Consider the following 17,983-nt stretch of genomic DNA (forward strand, 5'->3'; position numbering starts at 1 on the left):
CTTGGACCTACTCCGTGGGAGACTCCTGGGACATGGATTGGAAGGGAAGGGCCCCCATCCCTTGCAGCGCCTCGGGCGCGGCGGCGGGCGCGTCCTGCGAGTCCCGGGGCAGGCGCACCGTGAACGTCGTGCCGTCCTCCGCCGTGGAGCTCACCGACACCGTGCCCTGATGCGCCAGCACGAGCTGCTGGACGATGTACAGCCCCAAGCCCAATCCACTCCCCCGTCCCGTCCTCGCCGGCCCCGCCTGCCGGAAGGGATCGAACAGCGTGTCCAACAGGTGGCTCGGAATGGGCGTCCCCCGGTTGGAGATCTCCAGCACCCTCCACCCCGCCCCCTCCTCCCGGCACCGCACCCGCACGGGCGTGTCCAGCGGCGTGTGCTCCAACGCGTTGCCCACCAGGTTGCTCACCACCTGCGCCAGCCGCTCGAAGTCCCACACCCCCTCGCACGCCCCTTCAATATCCAACAACAGCGTGCGCTCGGGGTGCACCGCCATCATCTCCTCCACCACCTGCTGGCACACCTGCGGCAAGCCCGTGGCCGACAGGTGCAGCGGAATCCGTCCCGCCAGCCGCGCCCGCGTCAAATCCAGGATGTCGGAGATCATGTTCCCCATGCGCGCCGCGCTCGTCTCGATGCGCTGCAAGAGCCTCTGGTGCAGTACCGGCACTCCCCGCCGTCCCAGCTCCCGCGCCGACAAGGCAATCGCATGCAGCGGCGAGCGCAGGTCATGCCCGAGGATGCCAATGAAGCGCTCGCGGAAGCGCGCCTCCTCCGCCATGCGCTCCAGCGCCCGCTTGCGCTCGGTGATGTCCATGATCGAGCCGATCATCCGCGGCACCCCGCCGCGCGCGTCTCGCGCCGTCCGGCCCCGGTCCAGCACGTCCACGTACGTGCCATCCTTGCTCCGGAAGCGGTACTCGGCCGTCCACGACCCGCCCCCTTCCGCCACCAGCCGATGCAGGCTGCCCACCACGCGCTCCCGATCCAACGGGTGGATATGCTCCGCCCACCAGGCCTCGTCGCCCATCTCCTGCGGGTGGTAGCCGAACATCCGGTGGCAGGCCTCGCTCCAGTAGATGTGGCCCGTGGAGGGCAGCCACTCCCAGAGCACGTCGTTGGTGGCGAGCGCCGCCAGGCGGTAGCGCTCCTCCGCCGCGCGCACCGCCTCCTGCGAGCGCAGGCGCGCGGTGATGTCCATGGCCACGCCCAGCACGCGCAACGGCAGGCCCTCCTCATGGAAGGACTGGCCCACCACCTCGTAGGTGTGCACCGTGCCGTCCGGCCACGGGCCCTCGAACTGGAAGGCATGGGCCCCCGCCGTGGAGCGCATCCGCGCGAAGGCCTCGGCGATGCGCACCCGCTCCTCGGGCTGGGCTCGTCCCAGGAGCCACTCCACCGTGCTGCCCAGCCCCTCCGGCGGCGCCCCGAAGAAGTCCTCGGCGTTGGCCGACAGCGAGAAGCTCCCCCGCGCCTCCGACCACTCCCACGTCACCATGTGCGCCGTCTCCAGCGCCAGCGACAGGTACGCCTCGCGCTCACGCGCCTTGCGCTCCTGCTCCAGCGCCTCGCGCGCCCGCTCCAGCGCCTCGCGCAACACGCGCTCGCGCTCGTGGGCCTCGGTCCGGTCGGACAGCCACAACGCGAACCCGTCCCCCTGCTTCACGGCCCGCGCCTGGAACCAGCGCTCCTCGTCTCCCCGCCGCACGTGCAGCTCGAAGCCGAGCGGCGCGCCCCCCTCCACCACCGCGCCGAGCACCTCCGGCTCCGGCAGGCCCACCACCCCCTGCCACGCCGTCAGTGCCCGCGACGGGCCCGGCATCCACGGCTCGGCCGCCGCGTTGAACGCCGTCCACTCGAAGTCGAGCAGGATGCCCGTCTCGCTCCGCACCGACTGGAACAGGATGTATGGGTCGGGATACTCCCCGTGTAAGGCCCCGGTGTGAGTGAGCCTGGCCATTCCCGCTGTGTTCACGCGCTTCCCCCCGTCGACCCGCTCCCAGCCGGGCAAGAAGCCCCGGGAGGCACGGGTACGAACGGATGCCAGTATGGCATGGGAGCCGGCTCGAAATCCCGTCTCCTCGCGCCGAATTCCCGTTTTTACCGTTAAAAACGACCCTTGAGGCCGAGGATGGGCAGGGCAATGGGGACGGAGGTGGGCTTCTTGTTCAAGGGCACGCCAAAACCACCCTCGTAGCTGAAAGCCAGCACCTCCTGGCTGAGGGTGACGTTGAGCATGTCCAGGTAGGCCTCGAGCGAGAAGGTCTCATAGGCCCACGCCTTGGACAGCCGCAGGTCGAAGCGGAAGAAGGGTGGCAGCCGGTCCGCCCGGTCCAGGTCCACGGGAACCCACGCGGGCCGGCCGAGCAGGTCCGTGCCCTCCACCTGGGTGCGGCTGGTGAGGTTGCCGGTCTCGGGCCGGCCGGAGTTGAAGTGCAGCACGCCGCCCAGGGTGATGTTGTTGGCGAACTTGTAGCTGAGCACCAGGTTGGCCACGTGCGTCTGGTCGAAGACGTAGGGCAGGTTGCCCTCGGCCTCGCCGATGGCCTGCCCGTTGGCGTCGTAGCGGTAGAAGCGGGTGCGGCGGGTGCTGCGCTGCAGGGAGTAGGACAGCCAGCCGAACCAGTTGCCGCCCAGGGGACGGCGGATGAGCAGCTCCAGGCCATAGGACAGGCCCCGGCTGGGCTCGCCCAGCCCGCTGATGCCCGGAATGGGCTGTTCCTGCCGCGCCAGGCCCCGCACGGAGCCCTGGCCCCCGGTGAGGGGGGGCGGCCGGGGACGTCCGGGCCCACCGTCGCCGGGATCCGGCGGCGGCTCCGGGTTGGACGGCGGGGACTCGGCGCCGAAGGGCGTGAGCTCCACGGTGCGCGGCAGCGGGTTGACGTAGCCATCCAGGCTCACGTCGAAGCCCGCGAGGCCCTGGTACTCCACGCCCGCGGAGATCTGCACCGCCTGCTGCAGGCCCTGCTTGAGGGCCCCGATGTCGATGACGGGCAGGCTGATGAGCGTGGTGGGCGTCTGGTGGTAGAGACCCACGCCGCCCTTGAGCGTGAGCGTGTCCGTGAGCTTGTGGCGCGCCGTCACCCGCGGCTCGGCCACGAACGCGTTGACGCCGCCCGACAGGTAGTAGTTGTCCAGGCGCAGGCCCGGCACCAGCGTCCAGCGCGAGCCCTCGGGCTTCCAGGTGAGCTCGGACCACAAGCCGCTGAAGGTGGCGATCGCCAGGGGTTGATCGATGCGCACCTCCTCGATGCCGCCCTCCGGCAGCTGGCTGCGCGAGAGCAGGTACACGAGCGCGCGCATGTTCTCCACCTCCAGGCCACCGCGCAGCGACAGTCCCTGGCCCAGCTCGCGCGCGTAGCGCAGACGGGCGGTGACGTTGCGCTGGTCCACGTTCACGGTGAGGCCGTCGCCGCCAAAACTGTCGCCCTGGACGGCGAAGCGATCCAACCCCACGGTGACCCCGCCCTCCAGCTCGCCGCCGGCGACGGGGTGGCTGTAGCGCAGGTCCAGGCGGTGGAAGAGCACGGACAGCAGTTGGGTGGAGCCCTCGTCCGTCACCGCCCGGGACCCGAAGGTGTCCGAGGAGCCGAAGGCGAACAGGCGCAGCCGGCCCTGCCCCACCTTCTGCTCGACGCGCGCCTGGTAGTCGTAGAAGTCCAGCACCAGCTTCGAGTCGTTGAAGCCGGGTGGCTGCAGCGCGTTGGCCGCGAGCGCGATCAGCCAGGGCGTGTACGACAGGCGTCCGGCCACCGAGACGTTGGTGCCCGTGGACTGGAAGGGGTACTCGAGGAAGAGGCCGGCGTTGAGGAAGTCCGCGTAGGCGCTGCCGTGCAGCCGATCATCGCGCGGGCGCGTGAGCCGGCCCTCCACCGCGCCGCCGGTGATGCGGCCATACGGGGTGGGCGGGTTGCCGGGATAGAAGTCGATGGTGTCGATGAAGTCCGGGTGGATGACCGCGGGCCCGAGGAAGAGGTGGAAGAGGATGGGGACGCGGATGCCGTCGAGGAAGTAGCCGGTGGCGGCCGGCTGGCTGCCGCGCACCACCGGGTAGGACACGCCCGAGAGCATGCTGCCCACGCCGGGCATGAGCATGACGACACGGAAGGGGTCTCCCAGGGTGCCGGGAATCTCGCGCAGTTCGGCGTCATGCAGGGTGACGCGGGACACCTCGGTGCGCTCGCGATCACCGCGCACCACCGTCTCGTAGGGATTCACCACGAGCGGCTCCAGGCCGTACACCACCTCGAGCGCCTCGCCGGCCTGGAGGTTCTCGCGGAAGAAGCCGGGTTTGTGGCCCGCCGCGGTGACGCGCACCGTGTGCGTGCCCGGAGCGAGCCGGGCCTCGAAGCGGCCGTCCGCGTCCGTCTCCACGGGCGCGTCGCGCACCCCGTCGAACTCGAGCACGGCGCCGATGATGGGCTGGCGGTTGCCCTTGGTCCGCACCAGGCCGCGCAAGGAGATGGGCGGCAGACGCTCGCCGGAGGAGGAGACGTCGGCGGGGGCCACGGGGGCCTGGAAGTGGTACTCGAAGGTGAGCCGCACCGGCACCGGCACGCCCTCCACCTTCGCGGGGGAGAAGCGCAGGCGCGTCGCGGCGTGCAGCGCGGCCTGATCCAGCAGCGGGTGCGCCCCCTGGAGCAGCCGCGCCTCGTCCACCTCGCCGTCCTCGGCCACCAGCAGCTCCAAGCGCACCGTGCCCGCCACCGGCTGGGCGGCGAGCGCCTCGGGGTAGCGCGCGGGCGAGTCGGAGAGGAGCGCCGGAGGCTCGAAGCGCGGGGTGCCGCCATCCGAGCCCTCCGCGCCGCCCAGGGTGAAACCGCCGTCCTCGCGCAGCACGTCGCGCTCGGTGGACACGACGCCCGCGTCCTCCGTGGAGCGGGGCACGTCCGTCAGCTCGCCGACGCTGCCCTGCGGCGAGGTGGGCATCTGGGCGCGGGCCGACGCGAGCGGAAGCAGCACGGCGAGCAACACGCCCAGCAGGGGGAGAGCACCGCCCACGCCGCATCGCCGCTCGTCGACCACCATGCGCAAACCCCCATCCGGGAAAGGGGGACCATGAGGCCAGGGCTCGCCCCGCGAAGACAAGTCCCAAAGCGGGGGAGATGTGCGTCCGCTAGCGCTTCTGCAGCGCCGAGGCCACCAGGCCGATGAGCTTGAGCTGGGTGCCATCCAGCTTGCGCAGGGTGCGCATGAGGCGGCGCAGCTCGGGCACCTCGTCGTACTCCTCCGGGGTGGACTCGGCCGCCCACGTCGGCACCTCGCCGGTGTTGAGCCCCAACAGCGAGTCGGACGGCATGCGCAACGCGATGCACAACCGCCGCAGCGACGGCACGCTCGGCAACATCCGGCCCCGCTCCAGCCGCCCGTACACCTCGGTCGCCAGCCCCACCCGCTCCGCCACGTCCGCCTGGGTCAGTCCCGCACGAACCCGCGCCTCTCGCGCGAGCTCGCCCACATTCGCTGCGAGCTTGCTGGTCGAAGGTTGTCCCATCGCGGTTTCCTGGCCCTCCGTAAGGCGACCCATCAGGCCGTCTGCTTAGGGTCGGACAGGTGGCCCGTGACAGGATGAGAGGGGTAGTTGGAAGAACGGGGGACTCTAAGAGTGCTCGAATTCCCGAGGAGAACCCACGCACCGCCCCACGGCTCCGCTGGGCACCCTGCTCAGAGGCGAACCCGATGTGGCAGGTGGGATTATGGACCAGAGCCAACAGGTGAGGGGAGAACCCTTCACATCCTGGACTTGGTTGAGGACCTGTTACCTCCACCCCGAAACCACCCTCCAATGTTGGGTCGCGGACTATCCGGGTTTTGCCCGCCTGTCGGAAGGCGATTTCACCGCCGGGCGCCGGGTCCGCCTAGGCTGTGCGGCGTGCAGACTCCGGGTCATGCGGTCCTCAACCTCGCACTCCTGGGCGGCGTCGCGTCCCCCACGCTCGCCGTCCCCATCCTCGTGGGAGCGGTGCTTCCGGACGTGCCCATCGCCGTGCTCTACCTGCGCGAGCGCTACGTGCGCGGCCTGAGCGACGAGCGCATCTGGAGCGAGAGCTACCAGCGCCCCTTCTGGCTCAACCTCATCCATGGCGCGCACTCCCTGCCCCTGTCGCTCGGGGGAGGAGTCGTGGCGCTGGCGCTGGGAATGGCGCCCCTGGCCGCCTTCTTCGCCAGCGTCTTCCTGCACGCCCTGGCGGACTTCCCCCTCCACGTTCATGACGCCCACCGTCACTTCCTGCCCTTGAGTCAGTACCGCTTCATCAGCCCCATCTCCTACTGGGACGTGCGCTACCACGGCCGCGCGGTGGCGCTCGGCGAGGCGCTGCTCGTGCTCGGCGTATCGGCGTGGTTGTGGCCGCGCGTCCCGGGGGCCGCGCGCGGGGCGCTCGCCGCCGTGACGGTATGGTACGCCATCAACTACTGGAAGAGCTTCCTGAGATGATGACGCCGCTGGCCTCGTGCGCCGCGCTCTGGGTGGAGCTGACCGCGGCGGCGGCCGCCCTGCTGGTGCTGGTGAAGGCCGTCAAATACCGCGACTTCACCGAGACGCCCGCGCTGCTCTGGGAGGACGTGGGGTGGGTGGCGCTCGGGGAGCTGGCCGTGGCGCTGCTCGCCCTCGCCGGCCCGGTGGGGCACGTGGTGGGGACGCTCACGGGCACGCTGCTCTTCGCCGCGCTGTGGCTGGACGCGGTGCTCTTCCGCATCTTCACCATCGAGCTGGGCCCGGGCGGCGTGGGCAGCGTCATCCTCTCCGTGCTGTACCGGGAGCTGGCCGAGCTGGCCTTCGCCCGCCGCTTCTTCGCCGCCCACCGCCTCTTCGCCACACTGCCCCTCACCGCGCTGCTCGTCCACGCGGGCGTGCCGCTCGCGCCGCCCGGAGCCCCCTCGGTGGGGCTCGCCCTCGTCCTCGGCGCCGGGCTGACGCTCACCGCCGCCACCAGCGCCCCCCCGCGCGCGCGCCAGCAGGTGTTCGCCGCCAGTGCGCTGCTCGTCCTGGCCGCGCTGGCCGGAGGGCAGGCGCCACCGCTCGCCCTGGCGCTGGCCGTGGCGGGCCTGGGGGGATGGGCCGCGGTGGGGCTCGTTCCCTCGCGCCGCGCGGGGGGACCCGACGGGGTGCGCCACTTCTTCATCGAGCGACCCCGGCCCGAGCCCCCCGGCTTCCAGCCCCGGCCGGAGCACGCGCCGCTGCTCACCCAGGCCCCGCGCCCTCCCCGTCCGAGCGCCGCGCACGGCCTGCTCCGGGGAGAGGACGTGCTGCTGTTCACCTTCGAGTCCGTGGGCCAGTGCCACCTGGACGCCGTCAGGCCGGGGGGAGCCCGCGCGCCCTTCCTGGAGGGGCTGTGGCCCCGGGCGCTGCGCTCGCGCCACCACGCGTGCGTGTCGCCGACGACGAACAACGCGCACCGGGCGCTCTACACGAGCGGCTATGGCGAGGGCCCCTCGGCGAGCCTGCGCGCGCTGCGGGAGGCGGGCTACCGCACCGTGTACCTCACCACCGCGCGCACGGCCGACTATGGCCTGCGGGAGATCCTCGACGCGGCGGGCTTCTCCCATGTCATCGACCGGGAGGACCTGGAGACGCCGGGAGGGGGAGCGCCGGCGGATCAAGCCCTGCTGACCCGGGGCCTCGAGCGGCTCGCGGCGGTGCTGGCGGGACACCGGCCCTTCCTGCTGCACGTGCACGCCACGCACACGCACGTGCCCTACCGGGTCGCCGAGCCGGAGCGCTTCCACCGCTTCGACATGGCCGAGGACCGGGGCCGCTTCTTCAATGGCATCGAGGAGGGGGACTGGCTCTTCGGAGCGCTGCGCGACGGCCTGCGCGAGCGAGGACTCATCGAGGAGCCGCTGGTGGTGCTCAGCAGCGATCATGGCCAGGCGTTCGGCGCGCTGGGCTACCAGTCCCACGGCAGCGCGGTGACGCGCGAGGAGCTGGACGTGCCCCTGGTGATGCACCACCCGCGGCTGCCCGCGCGGGAAGTGGCCTTCTCCTCGCACTTCGACGTGCTGCCCACGGTGGTGGACTTGCTGGGGCTCGGCCATGACACGCCCGTGTGGGGCGAGTCCCTGCTGCACGAGGACCGGCGGCCCGAGCTGCTCGTGTGGGCGGGCCATCCCTCGCGCCGCACCACGTCTCATTATGGCTTGTTGCTGAGGGGGGAGAAGCTGATGGTGGACCTGACGCTGGACCGGTGCCTGCGCATGGACTGGGAAGAGCAGCACGTGGAGACGGTCTCCGGGGCGGAGAAGGCGTACCTCGAGGCGCTGGTGTCCCGGTTGATGAGCCTGCGGGGTGTCACGTGAGGATCGCACCGCTCGCACCGCAATCCCGGCCCGAGCGCCCCCGGGTGCTCGTCCTCTGCCCGGGAGCCTGGGACAAGGTGGCGCTGGAGACGCGCTTCGAGGAGCGCTACGAGCTGCTCTACGACGGGGAGCGCCTGGTGGAGAGCCCCTCGCTCTGGGAGGGCCTGCGCTTCGACGTGTTCCGCTGGGTGGAGCGCACGGCGGAGGCGTGGCGGGGCCAGGGGCTCGCGGGCGTGGTGGGCACGGGGGACTATCCGGGCTGCATGCTGGCCTCGCTCGTGGGCGAGCAGCTGGGCCTGCCGGTGCCCCCGCCCGAGGTCGTGGTGCGGCTGAGCCACAAGTACTACAGCCGTCAAATCCAGCAGACGTGGGTGCCCGAGGCCACGCCCGACTTCGAGCCCCTGCATCCCTTCGCCGGACCGCCCCGGATGGAGCGGCTCGGCTATCCGCTGTTCATCAAGCCCGTGAAGGGCACCATGTCCATCCGCGCGCGGCGGGTGAACGACGTGCGGGAGTGGCGCGAGGCGGTGCGCTTCTCGTGGCGCGAGCGCCTGGAGAAGCACCTGCTCTTGCGGCCCTACCAGCACCTGCTCGAGCGCTACACGGATGCCCGGGTGCCCGCCTGGTACTTCATCGGCGAGACACCGCTCACGGGCACGCAGGTGACGGTGGATGGCTTCGTCGAGGGGGGAAAGGCCGTGGTGATGGGAATCGTCGACTCGGTGATGTACCCGGGGACGATCAGCTTCCAGCGCTTCGAGTACCCCTCGGTGCTGCCCGAGCCGGTGCAGGCGCGGATGCGCGAAGTGGCGGCGCGGCTGATGGAGGGCAGCGGCTTCAACCACGCGTGCTTCAACGTGGAGATGTTCCACGACGCGGCGAGCGATCGGGTGACGGTGATTGAAGTGAACCCGCGCATGTCCTACCAGTTCGCGGACCTCTACGAGCGGGTGGACGGGATGAACACCTACGAGGCGCAGCTCGCGTTGGCGGTGGGGCGGCCGGTGCCCTGGAGGCGGCGGGCGGGGCGGGACGGCGCGGTGGCGAGCTTCGTCATGCGCCGCTTCAGCGACGCGCGGGTGGCGCGCGTGCCCTCGGAGGAGGAGCTCGCCCGGGTGAAGGAGCGCTTTCCGGGCATCGTCATCCAGGTGCTGTGCGCGCCGGGGGAGCGCTTGTCGGAGCACGACCAGGACGTGGGCAGCTACCGCTACTGCATCGTCAACCTGGGCGCCCCCACGCGCGAGGAGCTGCTCGCGCGCTACGAGCAGGTGGAGCGGATGCTGCCCTTCACCTGGGGGTGAGTCACGGTGCCCAGCGCTGGGGGCGCGAGCGCAGCGTGGTGAGGCCCATCGCGTCACACCACGCGAGGTAGCGCTCGCGGGGGACGCCCGCCCAGGCCAGGTCCTCGAGCGACTCGCGCAGGGGCGCGTCCGTCACCACGGTGGCGAGCCGGCGGTAGAGCAGCGCCTCCTCGCGATGGGCGCGCAGGGTGGCCGCGAGCTTCTCCGCGCCCCGGGGCCGCACCGTCCACGTGGCCGCGTCCTCGGGGATGCGCTCCAGGTGGCCGTACTCTCCGAGCAGCAGGCTCGCGCCCTTCTCGCCGAAGCCGGGCAGGCCGGGGATGCCATCCGCCGCGTCGCCCACGAGCGCCAGCAGGTCCGGCACGCTCGCCGGGGCCACGCCCAGCCGCGCCCGCACCGCCGCCTCGTCCAGTTCCTTGTGTTGCTTGCGGTCCACCTGCACCACGTGCTGGCCGCGCACACACTGCCCGAGGTCCTTGTCCGGGGTCAGCAGGCGCACCTGCTCCACCTGGCCCGCCCAGCGCGCGGCAGCGGTGCCCAGCGCGTCATCCGCCTCCAGCTCCTTCATGGACCACACGGTGAGCCCGAGCGCGCGCACCGCCTCCTCGGCCGCGTCGAACTGCGCGAGCAGCTCCGGGGGGACGCCCTCGTCGGACTTGTACCCGGCGAACAGCTCGTTGCGGAACGAGTGGATGGGGTTGTCGAAGGCCACCGCCACGTGACTCACCGCCTCGTGCGCGTCGTGCAGGAGCGCCAGCAACGAGGCGGCGAGCCCCACCGTGGCCTTCACGTCCCGGCCGTCCGGAGCCTGGACGCCAGGACGAGGTGAAAAGTGGGCACGGAACAGTTCGTAGGTCCCATCGACGAGGTGCAGGCGCATGGGCCACAGGTGTAGCCTATCCGCCGTACCTGCGCTCCCAAGCCGCATGCCTCCGGACATCTCCCAGGCCCCGCTCACCACGCCGCGGTTGCTGCTGACCCTGCTGCCGCCGGATGCCGCCGCGCGCGTGCTCGCCTACCACCTCGCCAACCGCGAGCACCTGGGGCCCGTGTCGCCCTCGCGCCCGGACAACTTCTTCACCCTCCCCTGGTGGCGCTCGCGTCTGGCCCAGGACGCCGAGGACTGGCGGCGCGGTCTGGCCCTGCGCCTCTTCCTGCTGTCACGCGAGGCCCCACCCACCACGAGCCCGGTGCTGGGCAGCGTGTCGCTCAACGACATCCGCCGCGGGCCCCTGCAATGCGCCGAGCTGGGCTTCGGGCTCGACGCGCGCCACCAGGGCCTGGGGTTGATGAGCGAGGCGGTGAGCGCCGTGTGCGACCATGCCTTCGGGCCCCTGGGGCTGCACCGGCTGATGGCCAACCACCTGCCGGACAACCACCGCAGCGCCGCGGTGCTGCGCCGCGTGGGCTTCCAGGTCGAGGGGCTCGCGCGCCAGTCCGTCCTCATCGAGGGCCGCTGGAGGGATCACATCCTCACGGCGCGCGTGGCGCCCGAGCCGCCCGAGGACTGAGCCTTACTGGGAGCGCCGCTGGGCGAAGAGCCAGGTGCTCACCGCCTCGTCGAGGTAGACGGTGTCGAAGATGTCATGGCCCAGGCCGGGCAGCTCCGTGTAGCGCACGGAGGTGTTGCCCACGGCCTTGAACAGCTCCAGGAAGGCGCGGCTCTCGGAGACGGGCACCTCCTTGTCCGCGTCGCCGTGCCACATCCACAGGGGCACGCCCTTGAGCCGCTCCACCACGGAGCGATCCGCCGAGCGCTCGGACACCGACACCACGGCGGCGAAGCGCTCCGGGAAGCGCGCCGCGAAGCGCAACGCCCCCTGGGCCCCGATGGACTCCCCCGTCAGGTACACCCGCCGGCGATCTCCTCCGTACTCGGCCAGCGTCTTGTCCACGGCCTGCAGGGCGAAGTCCGCCACGTCCCCGCTCCAGTCCGCACCGGGCGGACACTGGGGAAGCACCAGCAGGGCCGGGTAGCGCTCGGGATACAGCCGCACCGCCGCCGCCAGCCGCTGGGAGCGCTGCCGCGTGCCCTCCGTGCCGCGCGAGTTCGCCCCATGCAGCGCCAGGATCACCGGCCACACCTGTCCGGGGCGGTAGTGGGGTGGCAGATAGACGGAGTAGGAATACGACACCCCGCGCAGGGTGAGTGTCTTGGCGACGAACGAGCCCGGAGTGCCCGGAGGAGACGCTTCCTGCCCTGGCGTGCCCGTCATCAACCACGCCACCAGCACCATCGTGACCGCGCCCATGGAGCTCCTCGGACTGTCCGTCCACCGCCAGGGGCGAGGGTCGGACGAGTGACGGAAGCTACCTCCGCGCGGGGGGACCGGTAGCCCCCGCCAGAGGGACCGCGGGGCAAGGGTTGCGTTTCCATCACCTCGGCCGCGCGGCGTGACAGGCCGGGAAGAAAAGTGCGGCCGCGCGCGGACCCGGTGGTTTCCCATTCAACGAGTCCGTGCGCGGCCAGCCCGCAGCCAGAAGCACCTTGGAGGGGTTTTGCGCTGACTGCACCTCCAATATACCTGGAGGTATTCCTTTTTTCACCGTCTTCGCGGCTTTTTTCGTTCTAGGCGGTAATCCGGACCAGAAGCAGGTCCGATGCCTAACGTCTGCCGGACATCATGGAGCCGATGAAGAGCAGCACGATGGCGCCGATGATGGCGCCGATGAAGCTGCTGGCCTGGAAGAAGCGCCAGCTCCCGCCGCGGATCACCGAGGCGAGAAAGCCGCCCATGAACGAGCCGCCGATGCCCAGCAGGGTGGTGGCGATGATGCCCATGGCCTGACGGCCCGGCATGACGGCGCGGGCGATGAGGCCCGCGAAGAATCCCAAGATGATCCACGAACACAGGCCCGAGCCCATCTCCGCTCCTCCTCGACCTTAGAATGGGGTGATGAAGACCCCAGTGTGCATGAAGTACGACCGGGGGCGAGTTTCTATTGCGTACCCGGAGGATCAGACGCCCGCGCGAGCCACTTCGTGAAGGCTGGCCTCCACGCCCGCGAGCAGCTCGTCCAGCGCGGCGTCCGGGATGTTGAGCGCGGGGGCCACGTACACCGTGTCGCCCAGGGGGCGCAGGTACAGGCCGCGCCGCCGCGCCGCCTCGTACACCCGCCAGCCCGCGCGGGCCAGGTAGCCTCCGCCGCCCAGGTCCACCGCGCCCACCAGGCCCATCGCCCGAGGCCGCGTCACGCCGGGGATGTCCGCGGCCATGCGCTCGAAGGCGGCCTTCACCCGGGGCGCCTTGCGCGCCACCTGCCCGAGCACGTCCTCGTCCCGGTACACCGCGAGCACCTCGCGCGCCACCGCCGCGCCCAGCGGGTTGCCGCAGTACGAGTGCCCGTAATACAGCGCCCGCTCGCTCCCGCCCCCGAAGCCGGAGAACACCCGCTCGGTGGCCAGCGTCGCCGCGAAGGGCATCAGGCCCCCCGACAGCGCCTTGGCCAGACACAGCAGGTCGGGCACCACGTCCGCCAGGTCGCACGCGAAGCGAGCCCCCGTGCGCCCCAGGCCCGTGAAGACCTCGTCGGCGATGAGGAAGGTGTCCACCGCGCGCGTGGCCTCGCGCACCGCCCGGAGGAAGGCCGGCGCGTACACGTGCATGCCCGCCGCGCCCTGGATGAGCGGCTCGAGGATGACGGCGGCGATCTCCTCCGGGTGCGCGCGCAGCGTGGCCTCCACCTGGGCGAAGGCGCGCTCCCACCCCGCGGGCTCGGCCGGGGAGGGCACGTGCACCACGTCGAAGAGCAGCGGCCCGAAGACGTCGCGGAACACCTCCACCCCGCCCACGCTCGTGGCGCCGATCGTCTCGCCATGGAAGGCCCCCGAGAGCGTGATGAAGCGCGTGCGCGTGGGCCGTCCGTTCTGCGCCCAGTACTGGGCCGCCATCTTGATGGCCACCTCCACCGCCGTGCTCCCGTTGTCCGAGTAGAAGACGCGCGAGAGCCGCTCCGCCTCGGGCACCCCGTCCCGTCCCGCGCCCGGAGCCAGGGCGACGAGTTCCCCGGCCAGCCGCGCGGCGGGCGCATGGGTCACCCCCGCGAGCGAGGTGTGGGGAAAGGCTCCGGCCTGCTCGGTGAGGGCGCGCACCAGCCGCGGGTGGCGATGCCCCAGGGTGGACACCCACCACGAGCCGTTGGCGTCCAGGTAGCGCGTGCCATCCGCGTCGAACAGGTAGGGCCCCTCGGCGCCCACGACGACCAGGGGATCCGTCCGGGCGATGTACTCGTCCATCGGGGTGTAGGGGTGCCACACATGCCGCTTGTCCAGGGCGACGACTTCCGAGCGCTGCATTCCACGTCCTCCGACTGCCACCGGGGCGCGCGTGCCTACCACGAGGCCCGGCCGGGAGCGCGTCCGGAGTGGAGCGGGGGTGGACGGGGGCCCGTGTGCCGGGCGAGGGGTGGCCTGACTGTCCGCCGAGCGGCACCAGGGGTGCGGAGGAGCGGCGCGGGCGGCAGGGACACGTTAGATGGAGCCCGTGGCCGCCAACCTCCGCCTCCGCCTCCTCGAATCCATCACCGATGTCTCCGCCACCGAGTGGAACGCCCTCGCCGGACCCGAGGCGCCTCCGTTCATCCGCCATGAGTGGCTCGCCGCCATGGAGGAGAGCGGCAGCGCGACGCTCGAGTCGGGGTGGGAGCCACAGCACCTGACGCTCTGGCGCGACGGCAAGCTCGTGGCGGCCTCGCCCGCCTACCGCAAGCACCACAGCATGGGCGAGTACATCTACGACTTCTCCTGGGCGGGCGCCGCCGAGCGGCTCGGCGTGGCGTACTACCCCAAGCTCGTGGTGGGCGCGCCGCTGTCGCCGGCCACCAGCGCGCGCTTCCTCATCGCCCCGGGCGAGGACGTGCCCGCGCTGCGGCTGCTGCTCCTGCGCGCGGCGGTGGAGAGCGCGAAGGAGAGTGGCTGCTCCTCGGTGCACTTCCTCTACCCGCGCGAGGACGAGGCGGACATGCTGGGAGCGCAGGGGCTCGCGCGCCGCATCACCCTGCAGTTCCACTGGAAGAACCCGGGCTACCGCACCTACGACGACTACCTCTCGCGCTTCGACTCCAAGCGCCGCTCGCAAATCAAGCGCGAGCGGGCGGCGGCGGCCACCCAGGGCATCACCGTGCGCACGGTGCGCGGGGGCGAGGTGGGCCCGGAGCATGCCCGGCGCGCCTTCGGCTTCTACGAGGCCACGTGCGCGAGCCGGGGGCCCTGGGGGCAGGTGCAGCTCACCGAGGACTTCTTCGTGCGCATCTTCCGCGCGATGCCGGACACGGTGGAGCTCGTGCAGGCCGAGCGCGCGGGCCAGGTCATCGCCGGGGCCTTCAACCTCGCCACGCCCGAGCGCCTCTATGGCCGCTATTGGGGGTGCCACGAGGAGCATCCCTTCCTGCACTTCCACGTGTGCCTGTACCACTCGGTGGAGGACAACATCCGGGCGGGGCGCCGCGTGTTCGAGCCCGGCGCGGGGGGCGAGCACAAGATCGCCCGGGGCTTCGAGCCCACGGCGGTGCACAGCGCGCACCTGCTGTTCAACCGGACGCTGGACAAGGCGGTGCGCGACTTCCTCCACCGCGAGCACGCGCACCTGCAACCGGCCGTCGAGCAGGCCGAGCAGCTCGCGGGGCTCAAGCCCTGGCCCCTGCCCGGCCGGGCCTCGGGGGCGTGACGGCCGCCCGCCCGCCCGCCCTTCTGTGGGACGGGCGATGGATTGTGACGGAAAAGTGAAGGGTCCGGGGGCAACCCGCTCTAGAGTCGTTCCGCTATGAAAGCGCCTGAGACGGATGAAGCCTTCGTGCAGTGGTATGAGGACTGCTGGGCTGATCGGGACGAGGTGGAGTACCCCAAGCTCTTCGGCAACATCAGCGAGGAGGTCTACACGCTGGACGAGACGGGTGCGCTGGAAGCGTGGATGGACAGCGACGAGCCCTCCGCGGCGAAGGAGCTTGATCCCAACTGGGGTCCCATGGGCGTGCGGGTCGCGCCGCCCACGCCCGAGTATCCCTACTGGACGTACGTGACGAGCGGCCTGTCCAACCCCTTCACCCTGGCCCCCGGAGAAGAGGTGCAGGAGGGGGCGCCGAGTGGACTGGGCTACGAGATGGTCATCCACACGCCCGAGGAGGAGCGCTGGCCGGTGCTGCGGCTGATGGACATGATGGCCTACAACCTGGTGTGCGCGCGGCTGTTCGCCGTGGGGCACCGCTACCCGGTGGAGGGCACGCTCACGGGCGGCGACTCCAAGCTCAACGGCTTCGTCTTCGTGACGGATCCCTCGCGCCCCGCGCACTTCCAGCTCGAGTCGGGCCGCGTGCAGCTGCTCACGCTGGTGGGCGTGACGAAGAACGAGATGGCCTTCAGCCGCTCCAACGGCATGGATCGGCTGATGGCGAAGCTGGTGGCGGCGGGCACCGGCTACATCACCCACCCGGGGCGGGAGCAGGTGCCGCTCTAACGCTCACCCCTCACGCAAGCCCGGCGCTCACGCGAGGCGGCCCAGGAGGACGCCGCCCGCGTCCACGCCCAGGGCCCACTCCCGGCCGGAGATGTCCACCCGGGGCCCGAGCGGCAGCGGGTGATGGGACCAGGTGTTTCCCCCATCCTCGCTCACGTGCAGCGCGGGCTCGCTGCCCCGGGCCGGGTCCACGCCGCGGGTGAGCACCCGCAGCACGCCCTCGGTGGCCACCAGCCGCACCGGCTCGCGGCCCGCGGGCAACGGCTCGCCCCAGCGCACCCCGGTGTCCTGACGCTCGCCCACCCGCGTCTGGCCCTCCACGAGCGCGGCCACGAAGGCCCCGTCCACGTCCACCACGCGCGCGGCCCCCACCTCGCGGGGACTCCACGTCTGGCCTCCGTCCAGCGAGAGCGACAGGCCCTGCCCCAGGAGCGCCACGCCCCCGTCCACGCGCCGCAACCGCTCGGTGCGCGGCTCCCGCTCGCCGGCCAGGCGGACCTCCGTCCACGTGGCGCCCCCATCCGCGGTGCGCCCGAGGAACCCGGCCCCCAGCACCCAGAGCTCCCGCTCGCTGATGGCCAGCACCTGCGTGAGGGTCGGCGCGCCCACGAGCCCTCGCGCCTGCCACTCGCGGCCCCCATCCACCGACACCAGCAGGTGGTAGTCCGAGCCCGTGCCCGAGGCGCGCAGCGTGCCGACGATGGCCGCGCCCACCGGGCCGGAGCAATCCAGGGCCTGCACCCAACCGGCGCCCTCCCAGACGCTCGTCGGGCTGCCCGCCGCCACGCGCAGCAGCCGGGCGCGCCGCGCCTTCATCCGCTCCAACAGGCCCCCCTCCGCGGGCTCCTCCACCCCCCCCACCCACCCCAAGCCCTCGGGGCCCACTCCGACCGCACTGGCCTTCAGGCCTCCAGCCAGCTCTCCCAGACGCTCCCAGTCTCTCTCCGGCACGCGTGAACCTCGGAATGCGAAGAAGTGCGGCGGGAAGATGCCAGCCCCTTCCAGAGCAGGGAAGCGAACAGGTGAGGGAGGCAAGACAGGAGCGCCCGGGGGCCCGCCTCCCTGCCTGCCCGGTGGCGCCCGGCGAGGACCCCCTCCAGCTTCCTGCCAGTTCAAAGGGGGAGGAACACATGAAGAAGGCAACAGTGGGAGTGGTGGCGGGCATGGCGGTGCTGACCCTGGGCGCGGGCACGGCCCTGGCCCGTGAGGACAACCGGGAGTCCAGCGCGGACATGCGCGGCGTGTCCGTGCTCGTCGGCGGCGGCGTGGAGGGCTACACCAGCGCGCTCGGCGCGGACATCCGCCCGGGCGCCGCCTACGGGGCCACGCTCATGCTCCGTCCGTCCAAGGTGCTGGGCTTGGAGCTCGGCTACTCGGGCGCGTCGAACAACTTCAACCGCGGCACGGTGACCACGTCCGGCACCACGCGGGGCCCGGACGTGATGCGCAACGGCGCCCAGGCGGTGGCCACCCTCGGCCTCACCGCCGCGCCCCTGCAGCCCTACGTGCTCGCGGGCGTGGGCCTCAGCCGCTACAACGTCCGCGCCGAGGCCGCGGGCTTCCAGGACGACACCGTGGGCAACGTGCCGCTCGGCGGCGGACTGCGCCTGCACATCGGCGACTTCACCGCGGATGCGCGCGTGAACTACAACGTCCTGATCGATCAGCAGTTCGCCACCGCCGTGCCCTCCACCACCCCGGGCACCCCGGTGAACGAGGCCTTCAGCAACGGCGGCACCTACACGGGCACCCTCAACCTCGGCGCGACCTTCTGAGCCTCGCCCTCGCGGCTCCCGCGGCCGGAACATGCACAAACGGCCGCGCTTGTCTGTGAACGGCTTCACACCCAAGCTGTGAAGCCGTTCACAGCCCTCCGCTTTCATTGGAGCTAAAAAGAGACCTGGGCTCGGGAACTCGCGTTCCGTCGAT

Annotated in this window: 15 protein-coding genes; 7 read left to right on the top strand and 8 right to left on the bottom strand. The window is 71.7% G+C overall.

Annotated features, from left to right (window positions below; translation table 11 throughout):
• Positions 1–7: 7 nt before the first annotated feature.
• The 3 genes from F0U63_RS46825 to F0U63_RS46835 all read right to left on the bottom strand — a co-directional run bounded on the left by F0U63_RS46825 (position 8) and on the right by F0U63_RS46835 (position 5,497).
• Positions 8–1,963 carry a PAS domain-containing protein gene (locus tag F0U63_RS46825; protein ID WP_395841663.1) on the bottom strand — a complete coding sequence of 652 codons (1,956 nt, stop codon included), beginning with the start codon at positions 1,961–1,963 and terminating at the stop codon, positions 8–10.
• Positions 1,964–2,109: 146 nt separating this feature from the next.
• Positions 2,110–5,031, bottom strand: coding sequence for a TonB family protein (locus tag F0U63_RS46830; protein WP_395841665.1), 2,922 nt, complete (start codon positions 5,029–5,031; stop codon positions 2,110–2,112).
• 88 nt (positions 5,032–5,119) lie between these two features.
• Positions 5,120–5,497, bottom strand: a complete 378-nt coding sequence (locus tag F0U63_RS46835) for a helix-turn-helix domain-containing protein (RefSeq protein WP_002623795.1) — start codon at positions 5,495–5,497, stop codon at positions 5,120–5,122.
• A gap of 378 nt (positions 5,498–5,875) precedes the next feature.
• On the opposite strand from F0U63_RS46835, the gene F0U63_RS46840 reads away from it, so the two are divergent.
• Genes F0U63_RS46840 through F0U63_RS46850 form a run of 3 tightly spaced genes read left to right on the top strand, consistent with a single transcriptional unit; the run spans position 5,876 to position 9,602 of the window.
• Positions 5,876–6,439 carry a hypothetical protein gene (locus F0U63_RS46840; RefSeq protein WP_395841667.1) on the top strand — a complete coding sequence of 188 codons (564 nt, stop codon included), beginning with the start codon at positions 5,876–5,878 and terminating at the stop codon, positions 6,437–6,439.
• Positions 6,436–8,301: a sulfatase-like hydrolase/transferase gene (locus F0U63_RS46845; protein WP_395841669.1), complete on the top strand. Its 1,866-nt coding sequence runs from the start codon at positions 6,436–6,438 to the stop codon at positions 8,299–8,301. Before F0U63_RS46840 ends, F0U63_RS46845 begins: the two co-directional genes overlap by 4 nt.
• The gene (locus F0U63_RS46850) at positions 8,298–9,602 is read left to right on the top strand and encodes an acetyl-CoA carboxylase biotin carboxylase subunit family protein (protein WP_395841671.1); all 1,305 of its coding nucleotides are present in this window, start codon (positions 8,298–8,300) and stop codon (positions 9,600–9,602) included. Before F0U63_RS46845 ends, F0U63_RS46850 begins: the two co-directional genes overlap by 4 nt.
• A gap of 1 nt (position 9,603) precedes the next feature.
• Here F0U63_RS46850 and F0U63_RS46855 read toward each other — a convergent pair whose 3' ends face one another.
• Positions 9,604–10,482 carry a 5'-3' exonuclease H3TH domain-containing protein gene (locus tag F0U63_RS46855; RefSeq protein WP_395841673.1) on the bottom strand — a complete coding sequence of 293 codons (879 nt, stop codon included), beginning with the start codon at positions 10,480–10,482 and terminating at the stop codon, positions 9,604–9,606.
• A 46-nt stretch (positions 10,483–10,528) separates the two neighbouring features.
• Here F0U63_RS46855 and F0U63_RS46860 point away from each other — a divergent pair, with 46 nt between their 5' ends.
• A complete protein-coding gene (locus F0U63_RS46860; protein WP_395841675.1) occupies positions 10,529–11,113 on the top strand; it encodes a GNAT family N-acetyltransferase in 585 nt (194 codons plus the stop codon).
• A 3-nt stretch (positions 11,114–11,116) separates the two neighbouring features.
• On the opposite strand, the gene F0U63_RS46865 is transcribed toward F0U63_RS46860, so the two are convergent.
• The 3 genes from F0U63_RS46865 to bioA form a co-directional block, all read right to left on the bottom strand.
• Positions 11,117–11,854 carry an alpha/beta hydrolase-fold protein gene (locus F0U63_RS46865; protein ID WP_395841677.1) on the bottom strand — a complete coding sequence of 246 codons (738 nt, stop codon included), beginning with the start codon at positions 11,852–11,854 and terminating at the stop codon, positions 11,117–11,119.
• 353 nt (positions 11,855–12,207) lie between these two features.
• Positions 12,208–12,468, bottom strand: a complete 261-nt coding sequence (locus F0U63_RS46870; protein WP_002623802.1) for a GlsB/YeaQ/YmgE family stress response membrane protein — start codon at positions 12,466–12,468, stop codon at positions 12,208–12,210.
• Between the two features lie 93 nt (positions 12,469–12,561).
• Positions 12,562–13,899, bottom strand: coding sequence for an adenosylmethionine--8-amino-7-oxononanoate transaminase (bioA, locus tag F0U63_RS46875; RefSeq protein WP_395841679.1), 1,338 nt, complete (start codon positions 13,897–13,899; stop codon positions 12,562–12,564).
• A gap of 178 nt (positions 13,900–14,077) precedes the next feature.
• Here bioA and F0U63_RS46880 point away from each other — a divergent pair, with 178 nt between their 5' ends.
• Together F0U63_RS46880 and F0U63_RS46885 are read left to right on the top strand one after the other, a co-directional pair.
• Complete coding sequence (locus F0U63_RS46880) at positions 14,078–15,268, top strand: GNAT family N-acetyltransferase (RefSeq protein ID WP_395841681.1); 1,191 nt, start codon at positions 14,078–14,080, stop codon at positions 15,266–15,268.
• Positions 15,269–15,364: 96 nt separating this feature from the next.
• Complete coding sequence (locus tag F0U63_RS46885; RefSeq protein ID WP_395841683.1) at positions 15,365–16,054, top strand: suppressor of fused domain protein; 690 nt, start codon at positions 15,365–15,367, stop codon at positions 16,052–16,054.
• 27 nt (positions 16,055–16,081) lie between these two features.
• Here F0U63_RS46885 and F0U63_RS46890 read toward each other — a convergent pair whose 3' ends face one another.
• Entirely contained in the window at positions 16,082–17,005 is a 924-nt protein-coding gene (locus tag F0U63_RS46890; RefSeq protein ID WP_395841685.1) for a WD40/YVTN/BNR-like repeat-containing protein, read from the bottom strand.
• Between the two features lie 179 nt (positions 17,006–17,184).
• Between F0U63_RS46890 and F0U63_RS46895 the strand changes: the two genes are divergently transcribed.
• Positions 17,185–17,829 (top strand): hypothetical protein, encoded by a 645-nt coding sequence (locus F0U63_RS46895; RefSeq protein WP_395841687.1) that lies wholly within the window; start codon positions 17,185–17,187, stop codon positions 17,827–17,829.
• Positions 17,830–17,983 lie beyond the last annotated feature (154 nt).

The organism is Cystobacter fuscus, from assembly GCF_044360685.1.
GTDB lineage: Bacteria > Myxococcota > Myxococcia > Myxococcales > Myxococcaceae > Cystobacter > Cystobacter fuscus_C.

Coding starts and splice junctions, on each gene's coding strand:
- F0U63_RS46825 (WP_395841663.1), bottom strand. CDS start 1,963: ATGGCCAGGCTCACTCACACCGGGGCCTTACACGGGGAGTATCCCGAC.
- F0U63_RS46830 (WP_395841665.1), bottom strand. CDS start 5,031: ATGGTGGTCGACGAGCGGCGATGCGGCGTGGGCGGTGCTCTCCCCCTG.
- F0U63_RS46835 (WP_002623795.1), bottom strand. CDS start 5,497: ATGGGACAACCTTCGACCAGCAAGCTCGCAGCGAATGTGGGCGAGCTC.
- F0U63_RS46845 (WP_395841669.1), top strand. CDS start 6,436: ATGATGACGCCGCTGGCCTCGTGCGCCGCGCTCTGGGTGGAGCTGACC.
- F0U63_RS46855 (WP_395841673.1), bottom strand. CDS start 10,482: ATGCGCCTGCACCTCGTCGATGGGACCTACGAACTGTTCCGTGCCCAC.
- F0U63_RS46860 (WP_395841675.1), top strand. CDS start 10,529: ATGCCTCCGGACATCTCCCAGGCCCCGCTCACCACGCCGCGGTTGCTG.
- F0U63_RS46865 (WP_395841677.1), bottom strand. CDS start 11,854: ATGGGCGCGGTCACGATGGTGCTGGTGGCGTGGTTGATGACGGGCACG.
- F0U63_RS46870 (WP_002623802.1), bottom strand. CDS start 12,468: ATGGGCTCGGGCCTGTGTTCGTGGATCATCTTGGGATTCTTCGCGGGC.
- bioA (WP_395841679.1), bottom strand. CDS start 13,899: ATGCAGCGCTCGGAAGTCGTCGCCCTGGACAAGCGGCATGTGTGGCAC.
- F0U63_RS46880 (WP_395841681.1), top strand. CDS start 14,078: ATGGAGCCCGTGGCCGCCAACCTCCGCCTCCGCCTCCTCGAATCCATC.
- F0U63_RS46885 (WP_395841683.1), top strand. CDS start 15,365: ATGAAAGCGCCTGAGACGGATGAAGCCTTCGTGCAGTGGTATGAGGAC.
- F0U63_RS46895 (WP_395841687.1), top strand. CDS start 17,185: ATGAAGAAGGCAACAGTGGGAGTGGTGGCGGGCATGGCGGTGCTGACC.